The following is a 13503-nucleotide window of genomic DNA, read 5'->3' as shown; positions in this document are numbered from 1 at the left end:
GTCACCAGAACTTCACGCCCAGATCGTGCAGGCCGTCGTTCTCGCTTGCGAGGTTGATGAGCAGCGGCGTCAGCGACTCCACTTCCCCAGCATTGGCGAGCCCGCCCGCGTCAAGCGGCCGCAGCCCCGCTATCTCGTCGGCCAGCGCGGTGACCGTCTCTTTGGCGTCCTCGTCGTCGCCGAAGACAGGCGTATCCCAGTCGATGTCCGCCTCGAGGTTCGCCAACCGCCCGGCCGCGAGGTTGTGGAACGCGCCGATGACGGGAACGCCCTCGGGAGCCGCCTCGGCCGCGAGTGCCGCGACCGAGCCATGTGGCGGCGGGTTGTAGTGGAATCCGTCCTCATCCCGGCTCATCCCGACGGCAGGCGTGACGAGTACCGTCTCCTCGAGCCGATCGGCGACGGCCTCGACGGTGTCGGAGATGTGGTAAGCCGGTACCGCGAGCACGACCACGTCCGCTCGGTCGGCGGCCATCTCGTTGGCGAAGCCGGTCACCTTCACTTCGCGACCGACGGAGGCGAGTTCCCGCTCGTACTCCTCGGCTTTCTCGCGAGCCCGGTCGGGATCCCGTGACCCGATGATCACGTCGTGGTTGGAGTCGCGGGCCCACCGGAGCGCGAGCCCCTGTCCGATGTCGCCGGTACCGCCGAGTAGCGCGATTCGCATACCTCTCCTGCGGGCGGGGTCGGCCTAAGGGTTGCGCGACTGAGCCGGTCAGCGCCGCGCCACCTCCCACGTCTCTGCGTCAGGGTCGAACGTCGCGACAGCATCAAATGACGAGCGAAGCGTCGACACCGTCTGGTCGTCTTGTGTCATCGGGTCGAGGTGGAAATGCGAGCGGGCCGCAGTCCCGGCGAGACGGGTCGAGATGATATGGAGGAATCGGTAGACATCCTTCGCGTCCTCATACTGGAGCAAGGCGGTCAGCGAGTCGAAACACAGAGCGACCGTCTCACGGCCCTGCCACCGCTCGAGATACTTGCTGACGACCATCCCGATACCCGTGAGGTCGGCCGGACTCGACAGGCCTTCGACAGCGACCGGCCAGTCGTAGGCCGTCTCGTCGATACTCGTGTCGCTGGTCGTCACGAGCACTACCCCGGCCGGTGACTCCCCTGCGTGCTCGTCGTAGCGGTCGAGCCACGTCCCCGGATTCGGCGAGAAGTTCACCGCGATGACGTGCGCTCGTGCCCCGGTTGGCAGGTGTGCCATGCAGGCGGTGTCGACCGCCGGCGTCACCGACGGGCCCAGAAACAGGACGTTCCCGGCGTCGCCGAGCCGCTCCCCCAGCTGCGCGGCATCGCCCATGTCATGCGGTTGCACACCCGCGTGTATTAAATCTTACATGCGACTCTCCTTTCTCACGGAGCAACACAACGCCCACCGGGAGCGAATCGGGCGGAGTGTGCACGCCAGGCGTCGGTGTGTTTTTCACCCTGTACGGCCGTGGTGTGGGTATGCCACTCACGGGGGAGTCGACGCTTGTCGACTTCGACGGCGACGCGGCGACGGCCGCCGCACGCGAGGTCGAGGGCGTGCTCTCGGTGTCCGCGTTCACCAGTGACGACCACGAGATTCTGTATGTTGCCGACGAGGTGCTCGAGCTGTACGAAGACGAACAGCATCTGCGGCGCCACTATGCGCAGGTGCTCTCGCACCTCGAGATGGATATCCTCGAACGAGAGGTGTACGAGGAGTCGCTCCTGCCGAACGCCGGCCCAGTCCGTGGCATCGTCACTCACATGGCTGAATTGACGCTGCTCCGCATCATCAGCGACAAACAGGGGCTGTATCTCGCGCTTGCGCCCGACACCTCCGTCCCGGCCGTCATCGACGCCGTCGAGGACGTGGTCGGTCGCCCTGGCTGAGCTGACCGACTACGCTAACCGCTCTGGCAGGTCGTTCACCGACTCGAGAACGGCCCGGGCGCCCGCCTGGTCGAACTTCTGGCGACCTGTCTCGCCCGAGAGCCCGCCGGTCAGCACGCCGACCCCGTGGTAGCTCCGGTCGGGGTCGGCGGTGGCGGCGTTGACGGCCGTCTTCACGTCGTCGAGTGTGTCGCCAACGAAGACGACATCGTCCGCGTCGAACCGCTCGGCCAGCCGGACAAGTGCGTGCGGGTCCGGCTTGCCCGCCCGCCAGTCGTCCATCGTGAACCGGTGTGGTTCGGGCACGTCGAGCCCGACTCGCTCGAGCGCGATGTCTGCCTCCGCTGCCGGTCGGCCGGTGAGCACGCCCACGTCGAACCGCGATCGCAGTTCGTCGCGGACTGCCGGCTCCAACAGCGTCGGCTCGTCGTGGACGTAGCCCCGCGTCTCAAAGGGCGGCTCGCCACCCTCGATGTCGCGGTACAGGTCTGCCCCGAGATACAGCGCCTGGAACGCCGCGCGGAGCTGCTCGCGGTCCCACTCGGCGTACACCTGTTCGCGGTCGTGCGGGTCAAGATGGTCGGCCACCACCGTCTCGGCGGCTCCGAGTCCACCCCCCGAGGCGGCCACCTTATCGGCGAACGTCTCCACGGACAGCGGGAAGCCGACGCGCCGCGCGAGCACATACAGTGCGGCCGCGTAGGTGAGTTCCCAGTCGTTGTTGAAGCCGCCGGCGTCTTTGTACAACTGGATTGTCTCGCGGTCGATGGTGTCCCCGTACACCCGTTCGACCGACTCCACGATGGCGCGCCGGTAGGAGTCGGCCACGTCGACGAGCACGCCGTCGACGTCGAGCACGACCGCATCCGCCCGTATCATCCTACTGGGCCGTTCCGCGCCGGGCGTGTAAAGAGCGTCCCCTTCGGCAGCGTTCGCGGGTTCGCCGAGATGACTGCCGGATCGGCCCCCAGCGTGGTGAATGCCCACGCCGCCCCGACTCGGTCGGCGGTGGCAGTGAGGGGGCGCTGGAGCTCCGGTGGGCAGTTCAGTGCGTAGATGAGGTCCGCGCCGCGGTAGACGGCCGGCGTCGGGTCGGTGATATCGTCCAGTACGAACGTCACGTCCGCGGGCACCGACCGATCGACGATATCCGTCGCCGTCACTGTCGTGCCGCGCTCGGCGAGGGTGGCGGCGACGCCTGGCCGCTCGCCGATGCCGACCTCAACGGCACGTGCAGGCGCCCGGGCAGCCAGCGCGTCGGCGAGCGTCCGCGGGCTAGACATGGCAGAACCCTTACGACCCCGCTGGCCTAACGGTTTCGTATGCATGTCGACATCGTTCCGGTGGGCGATGTCCCCGCGCCGGTGAAGCGGGAGGCGTCCTCGGGGCTGCGGTCGGTCTACGACTGTGAGGTGACCATCCACGAGCCCCAGTCCGTGCCGGAGACGGCCTACGATACCTCTCGGTCGCAGTACCGCGCGGAGGAGTTCATCGAACTTGCCTCCCGGGTCGGGAGCGGCGAGAAGAACATCGCCATCACGCCGCACGACCTCTACTATCGCCGGCGCAACTACGTGTTCGGGCTGGCGTATCTCTCGGGCAACGGGAGCGTCATCTCTACCCACCGGCTCCAGACCTCCTCGGACGGCGGGCTCGCAGACAAGCCCGCTGGCGAGGTGTTCTCCGACCGCGTCCGCAAGGAGGTCGTCCACGAGATTGGCCACACGCTCGGGCTCGAACACTGTGACAACAACCGCTGTGTGATGAACTTCTCTCCCACTGTCCGCGAGGTTGATGTGAAAGAGGAGAACCTCTGTGGCAGCTGTCAACGGCAGGTACTCTGACCCGAGCCACTCTCCCTTCCTTTCCCTCCGTTCCCCGAGAGCCTCGCACCACTCACCCGAGCGTTGAGGTGGGTGGCGGCAACAGCACTTCGGTCTCTGGGTGCTGTTCGCGCCACACGCCCCACCGTGCAACGGTTGAGGGGACGATGTCGAACTCTGTGCCGGCCAGCGGCCCACAGATCGCCTGTCCGATGATCTGCGACCAGTAACTCCGGGTCCGATCGTCGTAGAGGACGACGTTCCCAGCCACGCGAATATCAGCGTCGGGGTCAGTGCGGGTTGCCCCGACGGTCGTGTTCGAGGCGGCCGCGCCGTAGGCGTACTCGCGGGGCGGATCCCACAGCAGGCCGGAGGTAGCGAAAGTCGCCGGCGCTCCATCGACCACGCGACGCGCGACGAGACCACTGCGACACAGCGAGCAGTATGTGACGAGTAGTGGCCCACCGAAATGGTCGTTCACAGCCTCATGATACCAGAGCACGGAGATTGGATACGCACGAGCGCGCTCGCCAGCCGTTACACCGATTACGACCGTGTCGTCGGTCAGGGTGTCGTAACGGTCCGGAACCGGATGTCCCGCCCAGTCTCGTCCAAACGCCGGATCGACGATGGGCTGAATCCCGCCCGGATCGACCGGCTCGGCACAGACATCCGGCGGCGTCCCCAGCGAGACGATGTCTGCTTGTTCCGTATCCGTACTGCTCTGGCCGCGGTAGCCGACCGCGCAGCCGGCGACCGGCGCGCTCGCGAGCAGCGCAAGCAGCCCACGCCGGTGCATACCCGTAGTGTGTTCCGACGATACATGACACTCCCGCGAAACTGCAACCGCCGTACACGCGAGCACCTGCCGACCGAGACACTTTCGACTGTCGCCGTGCTATCGATCGGTATGAGTGAGATGGACCCCGACCACGAGACGAACGAGCACACCGACGAGTCGGACCGAACAACCGTTCGTACGGGCCGTGACTTCGAGCGGGAGTATCGGCTGTCCGCTACAGAGGCCGGGGACTTCCTCGTCGCACTGGGCGAACAGCTCCAGAACGGCGAGGACCTGACGCTTGTCGACGACGAGTGGGAGCTTCCCTTCGCCTTTGGCGAGCCGGCAGAACTCGAGATCGATTTCGAAGGGGTCGGTGACCCGACGCTCGAGGTAGAACTGACGCTCCCTGGCCGCACGGACGAGGAGGCACCAGCAGTCGAGTAATGGCCGGGCGAGAATTTGCGTAAATTGAGGTGGTGGCTCGGATTGAGGCCTCGTCACATGGGGCTCGGAGGGGGTAACTCTCCTCACTGCCACCGATTACCGCTTGTGTGGTCGAGTAACTAAGCGTTCCTACTTGAGGGGGGAAGTCCGGGGTCGGCGTGCGGCCGTCGCCGACCGCCGGAACACGGACGCGATGAGCGAGCACCATGGCACAGCGACACGGTTCGACCCTACCCGTGTCGAACCGTGCGGTCGTCCCGTCGGGGGGCTGCCGGCGCCGCGGGCGGTGGGGGTGTGGGGGGGACTCTCGCGGGACCGGCCCTGGCGTCTTGTCGGGTGTCGTCGGGGGAAGCCGACACCCGGCGTGACGCCGGTTCGTGGCCGCGCTTGCCCCGCGACGGGACGCATCCGTATGTATGTGGTCGAGCCGTGTGGCTCGTGTCCCGAACCTGTTCGGTTCAGGTTGGGTGCGACGACCCGGGTGGGTGCAACGGAACGCCCGTGCCGGCATCGGGCAGACCGGCACGGGCGACTCGCGGCAGGGGCGTTGGGGGGCAGTTGTCGGACGGTTCGCGACACTCGCTCCGGTCGACGGCCCGTTCGGGCCTCCGGAACGAGGTATGTGGGAGAACGCGCCACGCGGCGGTCAACCGTTCCCCGAACCGGTTCGGCTACCGACATCGCTACCCGTCCCACGTCAGCGCGGCATGTTCCTCGGCAACCCGGTCAACCCGGGCCGTGTCGAGCGCTCCCTGCTCCGTCAGGACGGCGTCGACCAGCGCTGCCGGTGTCCGGTCGAACGTCGGATTGTGGACCGTCACATCGGCCTCGCCGTCATACAGTTCTGTCGGGTCCCGCGGCTCGCGGTCGGCGTCGGTCGTCCCGGCTGGGGCGATTTTAGCGGCCGCACAGACGACGAGCGTCTCGGCGTTCGTGTGGGCTGCGACGGTCGCGGCCGTCCGCGTCCCAACTTTGTTGAGGACACTCCCGTCTGGAAAGACCGTGTCGGCCCCGACGAGCAGTGCGTCGACAGCCTCCTCGGCGAACAGGTCGGCAACGGCGGCGTCGGCCGCCAGCGTCACTGTGGCGTCGAGCGCGGCGGCCGTCTCGACGCCCTCCCCGCCGGGCTGAGATGTGAGCACATACACCCGCTCGACCGGTGCCTGCGCGAGCGTCGCCCGGACGGTACCGGACCGCGAGAGCGTGCAGACACGCCGACCGTCGATCCGAGTTGCGGCGTGCTCGGCGGCTGCCTCGTCGGCTTGCTCGGCCATCTCGCGGACGCGCTCGGCGCTGCGTGCCACGCTCGCGGGCGTCTGGTCGGCCTCGGCCATTGCCCGGTCGACCCGGGTCGCGACCGCGTGCATTGACGGGCGGGCCGCACGGAGGCGGCGCGCGAATGCGGCGATGTCGTCGTACTCGGCCGTCTCGCGGGCTCGCTCGCGGAGCGCCTCGAGCGCGCGCAGCGACAGGTGCGTCGAGCCGTGTGTCTCGTCGGCGGCGAGCCGCGCGACGGGGTCCTCGGGAGGCGCCACACCTGGCTGCCGGGGATGCGGACCAGAATCTTTTGCGGTCGGAGTGTGACCTCTGAACATGCGACTGCTCGTCATGGGCGACACGCACGTCCCGTCGCGTGAACCGGCCATCCCGGACTGGGTCGTCGACGAGATGCGCGCAGCCGACCACGTCATCCATACGGGCGACTTCGACTCTGCGGATGCGCTCGCGACCGTCCGTGAGTACGCGCCCGCGTTGACGGCGGTCCGGGGGAATATTGACCCACGAACGCTCGAGTTACCGGAGGCAGCGACCCTCGATGCCGGCGGCGTCCGGTTTGTCGTCACCCACGGCACGGGCGATCTGGCGACGTATGACGACCGGGTGGCGCGGGTGACGGCCGACCACGCGGCCGACGACAGACCGACCGTCGGCATCGCAGGACACACTCACCGGCGCCGTGACGACGACCACGACGGCTACCGGTTGCTCAACCCCGGGAGTGCGACCGGCGCTGATCCCGCGCCCGACGCCTCTGTCATGGTCGCGGAGGCCGCGGGCGGAGACGTCACCGTCGAGTCGCTCGTCCGGTAGAGGGACGGATTTATTCGCGGACCGGCCCCACCGCCGGTATGGACGTCAAGTCGCGACATCACCTCCGGGGCGACGAGATCGACGACATCGTGGCCGCAATTGAAGCCGGGCTGGGGGTCTCCGTCGAGGGTGACGCCTTCGAGCGCGTCGAGTTCACTGACGCCGACCGCGAGGTCGTGCTCGTCGACGGTGAGCCGTACGTCGCCTTCTTCGGCGACGACCCATTCCTCACCGTTCAGGGCGCGGAAGCGTTCCCCCCCGAGCAGCACGTCGTCACCGTCGACGCCGGCGCCGTCTCGTTCGTCTCCGACGGCGCCGACGTGATGCGACCGGGCATCGTTGCGGCCGATGAAAACATCACCGAGGGGGAGCTGGTCGCCATCGCAGAGGAGACCCACGGGAAGGTGCTTGCGATTGGCCGCGCGCTGGTCGACGGTGATGAGATGGCCGGCGACAGCGGTCGTGTCGTCGAGTCACTCCACCATGTCGGCGACGAACTGTTCGAGTTTTCCGTTTAGCTCTCCGTCTCGACGAGCCGCCGCCGACGTTCCTCCAGTGCAGTTGCCCGCTCGTCGATGCCGTACTCCATGGCGAGGTCGGCCCCCTCGTCACACCAGTCGCAGGCGTCCCGTCTGTCGCCCACAGCCGCCAGCACATCCACCAGCTGCTCGATAGCATCGAGTGCATCGCGGCGCGCCCCCGCCGTCCGGTGGAGCCGGACTGCTTGTTCCAGCCGGTCGGCCGCTCGCTCGGTGTGGCCTTTGTCACGGTCGATACTCGCCAGCAGGACCAGTGCCTCTGCTTCGCCGTGCTGGTCGCCCGTCTCGCGCATCACCGCCAGTGCTCGCTCGAGCCGGTCAGTCGCTTCCCCAAGGTTACCCTGCTCGTGAGCGACAGCACCCAGCCGCGCGAGACACCGCCCCTCACCGGGTCGGTCACCGATGTCGCGGGCCAGCGCTAGCGCCTCCTCGGCGGCTGTCGATGCCGCCTCGAGATTGCCCTGCTCGCGCAGGACCGCGCTCAGGTCGCCCAGTGCGTCGGCTTCCCCCTGCACGTCCCGGAGTTCGCGGTAACGCTCCAGCGCGCGGCGAGTGTACGTCTCTGCATCCCCGAGATTCCCCAACATGCGCGCGACGAGCCCGAGCGTCATCAGCCCGGTCGCCCGTCCCCGCTCGTGGCCGAGTTCGCGCGCCCGTTCGAGTGCTCGCTCCGCGTATGCCTCCGCGTCTGTGAGGTCGCCCCGAAGCCACGCGACCATTGCAAGCGACTGCAGGTCGGAGGCGACCGCCCGCGTCGCCCCGAGTTCGCGATGGAGTCGCAACCCCTCCTCGATATAGCGGCGGGCCGTCTCGTAGTCGCCGTAGCCACGGGCAGCCGCCCCCAGTTTCACCAGCGCGTCCGCCCGCCCGCGGTCTTCCTGAAGCGAGCGGTAACGCTCGAGCGCCGCACTGGCGTGGTCGTCAGCGGCGTCGAAGTCGCCGCGCTTGCGTGCGAGATCGCTCCGCTCCAGCCGGCAGTCGGCCCGCAACGCCTGTTCGTTCTCGAGGTCAGCAGCGCCGAGTGCGCGCTCGGCCCGGTCGAACGCCCGCTCGGCGGCTGTGAACTCGCCGGCGAGCGTGTACATCCGGCCGTGCCAGAGTTGACACTCGACAGCCAGTGACGGCGGCGCCGCGTCGGGTACCGTCACCACCAGCCCATCGGGACCGCCGAACAGCGGCGCCAGCCCGGGGTGGTCGCGGCCGACCCGGAAGATTCGCCGGAGAAGCGTCTCCGCCCACTCCCCGGGGGCCGTCTCCACGTCGTCCAGTCGAGTCGTCTCGCCGGCCACCACTCGCCGTACCGCCCGACAGTGGTCGGGATCGTCCGCCAGCGCGAGCACAGCATCTAACCCGGCAGTGACGTGCCGGCAGGCGGTCCGCTCACCCGTCTCGGCGAGCAGCCGTCGGAGGAACGCCGTCGACCACATCCCATGGACTGAGCGGTACGGGCCCCGGCCGCTATCGCCGAACAACACCTGCCCGTCGAGTATCGTCAGCGCCTTGTCAACAGCTGTCCGGCCGGGGCCCTCCGGGACGACCGCTAACGCGTGGAGATACTCCGGGTGGATGCCGACGCCCGCGGCGTTCAGCAGGTTCGCGAGCGCGCCGACAGTGAGCGCGGCCGGCCCGGCGTCAGCCAGCGCCCGGTACGTCCGGAGGACATCCGCCTCGAGCGCCGACGGTGCACCCTGCTCGCCGAGCGAGCCGTGGTCGCCGGTTGCTGCGAGCCGGTGGAACAGCAGGAACAGCTCCCCTGGTGCGCTCTCGCCGTCGCCGGCGGGGTTCGCCTCCCGGATTCCCGCGAGCAGCTCCGCCGGGGCCGTCGGCACCGTCCGGCCGGTGGCCGTCTCGAACGCCTCGATAAGCCGCTCGCATTCTCGCTCGTCGACGGCGGGCATCCGGACCGTCTCGATTTCCGTCCGGTAGCTCCGCAGACGGGCGTCAGCAGGGAACTCGCCAGACTCGTACCACTCTCGCTCACGGGTGTCGACAAGCACGCTCACGTCTGGATCGTCGCGACAGGCGTCCAGCAGGCGGAACACAGCGTTTGTCTCGCGGCGCACCGCATCCTCAACGACGACGAGCGCGTGGCCTGGCGCCGTCCGCGCGCGGTCTGCAAGTCGCGCGACGGATTCGAAGGCACTCCCGTGGCCTGCCTCTCGGTAGAATACCGGCCCGAACTCCGCCTCGTACCACCGGCAGGCGACCAGCTTGCACGCTGTGCTCTTACCCGCCCCCGGCGGCCCCACGAGCGCGTGGGCCGTCCCGTCACGCAGTCCTTCGACAAGCTCGTCGGCGAGCACACGCCGCTCGCCGCCGTCAGGGTAGGTGCGATCGACCGCAAGGCCGGCACACACCTCCGCCAGTCCGAAGCCGGTCCGCCAGGCCGTCGCTGGCGCGGCTGGTTCGTGGCGGTCGACGGCCGCCGCCACGCGGACGAATCCCTCATCACGCAGCGCGGGCGGGAGTTCTGTCGGAGAGGCGGCCGCGCTCGCCTCGTCGTCGGTCCGGGCCGCGTACAGCGACTCCGCCCACGACACCGCCTGGTCGTTGTCGTTGACCAGCACTGCGTGGACCGCCCGTCGGTCGTAGACGACCACCGCAGCCGTCCTGACGGGCGCCTCGACCACGAGCAGGGTAAACGGGGCCACGTCGCCGGCGAGGTCCGGCATGCGCACCGGCGTCTCGTCGGTCATCTCGGCAGTGTCGCGGACGACTGGTGGCGCTGCCAGCGCCATGGTCGCCCCCTCGCTGGCCCGCTTGCGACAGGCGCGCACGACTGGTGTCGGCGGTGCAACGCCCGTCAACAGGCGGACACGGTCCGCCTCGGCGAGCAGGTCGACGAGCTGGCCGGTCGGGTCTGCGTCCTCACCGGGCTGATGCGTCGTCGCACCGTCGAGAAAGTCGGCCCCGAGCGGGGCATCCGGCGGCAGCGGTGCCAACGCCTCGCGGCGCTCGACGGCCGCCGTCGTCCCCTCGGCGAACGAGCGGTACTGTGTCGCGGCGATACGGCCGACGACGGTGGCGGCGTATCCGTCGTCGGTGCGGCGGACCAGCCCTGCCTCCGACAGCTCGCGTAGCGCCCGGCTCACCGTCGACCGAGAGACACCGAGCTGCTCTACCAGCTCGTGCGGCCGCGCGGCGCCATCGGCCAGCGCGCCCACGAAGTCGACCCGACGCGCGATGAGCTCGAGCTGGTCGGTGGCCCACCCCCCATCCGTCACGAATTAGCATGTGGTATGCGAGCCATTATCAAGTATATTTGGACGCTGACAGCACTCGCCTCGCTACTCCGCGGCGTCAAGGTCGTCCTCTTCGTAGGCGTCCTCGTACTTTGCGAGGGCAGCCTCGAAGCTCTCGACGGCCCGCTCGTAGGTCGTCTGCAGGTCCGCGATGGGCTCGCGGCTGGCGTCGACCCGCAGATTCTCGTAGTATGGTTCTGGTTCTCGTTCCTCGGTCGTTGTCACCTGAAGGGCCGCCGACTGCACCTCGAGATCCTCGCGCTTGTCGCCGCCCTCAGCGTGGCCAGCCGCCAGCGCGTCGATCAGCCGCTCAGCGAGCGGGCGGTCCTCGCCACGGCTCTCGGCATAGGCGTCGGCTGTCGCCTCGACGACGGACTCGCCGGTCAGCAGGTTGCCGGCAACCGTGAACCCCTCCCGCTCGACGTGGCCGTACCATGGCTGACATTCCTCGCCAGAGAACGCGAAGGTACCCTCGGCGTCGACGCCGTGGAGCTGTCGGTTCGGCTTCCCGTCGTCGGCGTTCAACAGCGCCGATAGCGCGTCCTCGACGGCCAGCCCGTCCGCAAGGTACTCGATACCCTTCCGGCCCAGCTCCACGTTGACGAGCGACTGAGTGGCGACTGCGCCGTGCTCGTTGGCGAACGGACACAGTGTCCCCACCGCCGCCAGCCGAGTGGTGACGGCGACGCCGTAGCGAATCTGTTCGGTCCCCTCGCTGTCCTCGTACGGTTCGCGCACGCAGATGCTGAAGGTCACGTCGGCGCGTGGGCGCGGGCGGCGAAAAAACAGGCGGTCAGCAGTCGCCGGTGCCGTCGTCGCTTGGGAAATGGCCGACGGCCACCGCGACAGCAAGCAGGCCGCTGCTGGGGCTGTTCAGCGAGCAATCGAGGACTTCGGCAGCCGGCCTCAGCGCGTCCTGCGCCATGTCGGTCGTGGACAACGCCGTGCGTTGGCCGAGGTGTGGATTGCGACCGGCATCCTCCAGTACGTGGGCCGTGGTCGCGTCTGACGCAAGAGTTTAGGCGGCGCCCGCCCGGATTCTGGCGTATGGGACTGATGAGCAAGCTGCTCGGCGGGGGCGACCGCAATACTGGCGACTACGTCGAGCTCGACATCGACGATTTCGACGATGCGGGCACCAGCGCCGGCACTCAGGTTCACATCGCGACCATCGGCGACAAGGGTGACGTCATCCCCATCAAAGACGCCGTTTACGATGGGGACATGGTCGTTGCGGACATCACCAGACACACCACTACCGACCGGACGATGGAGCACATCTCCGACGAGCTGAAGCAGGTGGCTGATGAGGTAGGTGGCGACATCATCCAGAAGGACGACGACCAGCTCATCATCACGCCCGGCGGCGTCGGCATCTCTCGCGAGAAGCTCGATGGCTGATATAAAAACGTTTGGTTGAGTCTCGCCGCGTAGGACCGCTCCCTCCGGTTCAATACCCAACGCGTTCACTGTTTACCTGGAGGGTTCAACCATGGCAACGACGGACCGCGAACTAGACACGCACCTGTTCGGCCACGAGACGCGCGTCTCCTACTCGGCGCGAGGGGTCGGCTACGCGCTGGTGGCGATGCGGCTCACCATGGGGTGGATACTGCTGCAGGGTGGGCTGACGAAGCTCGTCACCTACCTCGATGCCACCCCCGAGAACGACTGGACTGCGGCGGGATTCCTGCAGAACGCGATTCCGGCAGGGAACCCCTTTGCCGACGTGTTCGCCGCGATGGCCGGCATCGCCGCCGTTGACTGGCTCGTGATGTGGGGGCTGACGCTCACGAGCCTCGGGCTGATCCTCGGCACGTTCGTCCGCTGAAACGCGTTCTGGGGCGCCGTGATGATGCTGCTGTTCTGGGCGGCCTCACTCAAGGGTGGGCTGGCGGCCGGCCTCCCAGTCGCCCACGGCTACGTCGTCGACTCGCACCTAGTGTACGCGGCGCTGCTGTTTGGGCTCGGGGCCTTCGGTGCCGGTCGCGCGTTCGGCCTCGACGCCGTGCTCGAGCCGCGGCTCACCGAGCGGGTGCCGGCGCTGCGTTACCTGCTCGGCTGACGGCCGCCTGGAGTTTTATCGGTCGGGCGCGTACGTCGACGTATGTACCGAGCCATCCTGCCCAACGGACAGCTCGAGGCTGCGGGGTATGAACACGTCGAGGACGGCGTTGAACTGTACAACGAGGCAGGCGAACTGCTCGGGTTCGTGCCGTACGCGAACCTCGAGGCGCTGCTGACAGAGCGGGCCTACGCGGACGACCAGCCTGGCGTGATGTAACGGCCAGTCGGCCGGCTACGAGACGCCGTCCGGCGTGTCGGCGTCGTCCTCAACGTCCCGCTTCATCGACTCGCGGCGCGCCTTCGCGTCGCGACCGGTCGCCTCCAGCAGAAACTCGTTTTTCGCTTCGTTGGCGTCACCGGCGGCGTCGACGTCGCCTGTCTCCATCAGTTCGTCAAGCGAGCGCTCGTGGAAGTCGACCGCGAGCTTGTCCTTCTTGCCGTCGTAGGCCACCGCGCCGGCGACGACCTTCTCGAACACCGGGTTCGAGGGCTCTCCGACGACGTACAGGTCCGACCCCTTGTACTCCTGGGTGCCGGAGATAGGGCCGAAGTACTCCTCGATGGTCGCCTCCATGTCGGGGAGTCGCTCCTCGAGATACTCCCCGCGCCGCATCTTGTACTCCTCCATAGAGTCGGGTTCGGCG

Annotated in this window: 17 protein-coding genes and 1 pseudogene; 9 read left to right on the top strand and 9 right to left on the bottom strand. The window is 68.1% G+C overall.

The genetic code is table 11. From position 1 onward, the window contains the following. Nucleotide 1: 1 nt before the first annotated feature. On the bottom strand, nucleotides 2-667 hold the full coding sequence (gene npdG, locus ABEJ63_RS06235) for an NADPH-dependent F420 reductase (protein WP_375795494.1): 666 nt from the start codon (nucleotides 665-667) through the stop codon (nucleotides 2-4). 48 nt (nucleotides 668-715) lie between these two features. After that, the gene (locus ABEJ63_RS06230; protein ID WP_375795493.1) at nucleotides 716-1309 is read right to left on the bottom strand and encodes a hypothetical protein; all 594 of its coding nucleotides are present in this window, start codon (nucleotides 1307-1309) and stop codon (nucleotides 716-718) included. A 149-nt stretch (nucleotides 1310-1458) separates the two neighbouring features. Between ABEJ63_RS06230 and ABEJ63_RS06225 the strand changes: the two genes are divergently transcribed. Further along, complete coding sequence (locus ABEJ63_RS06225; protein ID WP_375795492.1) at nucleotides 1459-1869, top strand: hypothetical protein; 411 nt, start codon at nucleotides 1459-1461, stop codon at nucleotides 1867-1869. A 9-nt stretch (nucleotides 1870-1878) separates the two neighbouring features. Here the strand turns inward: ABEJ63_RS06225 and ABEJ63_RS06220 are convergent, their stop codons facing one another. Then, nucleotides 1879-2745 (bottom strand): TIGR01548 family HAD-type hydrolase, encoded by an 867-nt coding sequence (locus ABEJ63_RS06220; RefSeq protein WP_375795617.1) that lies wholly within the window; start codon nucleotides 2743-2745, stop codon nucleotides 1879-1881. Then, nucleotides 2745-3152: a UPF0146 family protein gene (locus ABEJ63_RS06215; protein ID WP_375795491.1), complete on the bottom strand. Its 408-nt coding sequence runs from the start codon at nucleotides 3150-3152 to the stop codon at nucleotides 2745-2747. The genes ABEJ63_RS06220 and ABEJ63_RS06215 overlap by 1 nt, the downstream gene beginning before the upstream one ends. Nucleotides 3153-3191: 39 nt before the next feature. Between ABEJ63_RS06215 and ABEJ63_RS06210 the strand changes: the two genes are divergently transcribed. Next, nucleotides 3192-3713 carry an archaemetzincin family Zn-dependent metalloprotease gene (locus ABEJ63_RS06210; RefSeq protein WP_375795490.1) on the top strand — a complete coding sequence of 174 codons (522 nt, stop codon included), beginning with the start codon at nucleotides 3192-3194 and terminating at the stop codon, nucleotides 3711-3713. 52 nt (nucleotides 3714-3765) lie between these two features. Here the strand turns inward: ABEJ63_RS06210 and ABEJ63_RS06205 are convergent, their stop codons facing one another. Continuing rightward, nucleotides 3766-4491 (bottom strand): DUF3179 domain-containing (seleno)protein, encoded by a 726-nt coding sequence (locus tag ABEJ63_RS06205; RefSeq protein WP_375795489.1) that lies wholly within the window; start codon nucleotides 4489-4491, stop codon nucleotides 3766-3768. 111 nt (nucleotides 4492-4602) lie between these two features. Between ABEJ63_RS06205 and ABEJ63_RS06200 the strand changes: the two genes are divergently transcribed. After that, entirely contained in the window at nucleotides 4603-4920 is a 318-nt protein-coding gene (locus ABEJ63_RS06200) for an amphi-Trp domain-containing protein (RefSeq protein ID WP_375795488.1), read from the top strand. A gap of 683 nt (nucleotides 4921-5603) precedes the next feature. On the opposite strand, the gene ABEJ63_RS06195 is transcribed toward ABEJ63_RS06200, so the two are convergent. Continuing rightward, nucleotides 5604-6455, bottom strand: a complete 852-nt coding sequence (locus tag ABEJ63_RS06195) for a hypothetical protein (RefSeq protein ID WP_375795487.1) — start codon at nucleotides 6453-6455, stop codon at nucleotides 5604-5606. Between the two features lie 58 nt (nucleotides 6456-6513). Between ABEJ63_RS06195 and ABEJ63_RS06190 the strand changes: the two genes are divergently transcribed. Continuing rightward, nucleotides 6514-7011 carry a metallophosphoesterase family protein gene (locus ABEJ63_RS06190; RefSeq protein ID WP_375795486.1) on the top strand — a complete coding sequence of 166 codons (498 nt, stop codon included), beginning with the start codon at nucleotides 6514-6516 and terminating at the stop codon, nucleotides 7009-7011. Nucleotides 7012-7049: 38 nt separating this feature from the next. Then, nucleotides 7050-7529 (top strand): RNA-binding protein, encoded by a 480-nt coding sequence (locus ABEJ63_RS06185; RefSeq protein WP_375795485.1) that lies wholly within the window; start codon nucleotides 7050-7052, stop codon nucleotides 7527-7529. Here the strand turns inward: ABEJ63_RS06185 and ABEJ63_RS06180 are convergent. Continuing rightward, the gene (locus ABEJ63_RS06180; RefSeq protein WP_375795484.1) at nucleotides 7526-10774 is read right to left on the bottom strand and encodes a tetratricopeptide repeat protein; all 3249 of its coding nucleotides are present in this window, start codon (nucleotides 10772-10774) and stop codon (nucleotides 7526-7528) included. The genes ABEJ63_RS06185 and ABEJ63_RS06180 overlap by 4 nt on opposite strands. A 63-nt stretch (nucleotides 10775-10837) precedes the next feature. Continuing rightward, the gene (locus tag ABEJ63_RS06175; protein WP_375795483.1) at nucleotides 10838-11548 is read right to left on the bottom strand and encodes a DUF1028 domain-containing protein; all 711 of its coding nucleotides are present in this window, start codon (nucleotides 11546-11548) and stop codon (nucleotides 10838-10840) included. A gap of 70 nt (nucleotides 11549-11618) precedes the next feature. Between ABEJ63_RS06175 and ABEJ63_RS06170 the strand changes: the two genes are divergently transcribed. The 4 genes and pseudogenes from ABEJ63_RS06170 (at nucleotide 11619) to ABEJ63_RS06155 (ending at nucleotide 13076) form a co-directional block, all read left to right on the top strand. After that, entirely contained in the window at nucleotides 11619-11801 is a 183-nt protein-coding gene (locus tag ABEJ63_RS06170; RefSeq protein ID WP_375795482.1) for a hypothetical protein, read from the top strand. A 38-nt stretch (nucleotides 11802-11839) separates the two neighbouring features. Next, the gene (sepF, locus tag ABEJ63_RS06165) at nucleotides 11840-12193 is read left to right on the top strand and encodes a cell division protein SepF (RefSeq protein WP_375795481.1); all 354 of its coding nucleotides are present in this window, start codon (nucleotides 11840-11842) and stop codon (nucleotides 12191-12193) included. Between the two features lie 91 nt (nucleotides 12194-12284). After that, nucleotides 12285-12857, top strand: a pseudogene (locus tag ABEJ63_RS06160) (hypothetical protein). Between the two features lie 42 nt (nucleotides 12858-12899). Further along, complete coding sequence (locus ABEJ63_RS06155) at nucleotides 12900-13076, top strand: hypothetical protein (RefSeq protein ID WP_375795480.1); 177 nt, start codon at nucleotides 12900-12902, stop codon at nucleotides 13074-13076. 15 nt (nucleotides 13077-13091) lie between these two features. Here the strand turns inward: ABEJ63_RS06155 and ABEJ63_RS06150 are convergent, their stop codons facing one another. After that, on the bottom strand, nucleotides 13092-13487 hold the full coding sequence (locus tag ABEJ63_RS06150; RefSeq protein ID WP_375795479.1) for a DUF5611 family protein: 396 nt from the start codon (nucleotides 13485-13487) through the stop codon (nucleotides 13092-13094). Nucleotides 13488-13503: the final 16 nt, after the last annotated feature.

This window comes from Halosegnis sp. (genome assembly GCF_042216475.1).
Lineage (GTDB): Archaea > Halobacteriota > Halobacteria > Halobacteriales > Haloarculaceae > Halosegnis.
The sequence above is the reverse complement of the archived record's forward strand: the minus strand, read 5'-3'. Positions and strand labels throughout refer to the sequence as shown.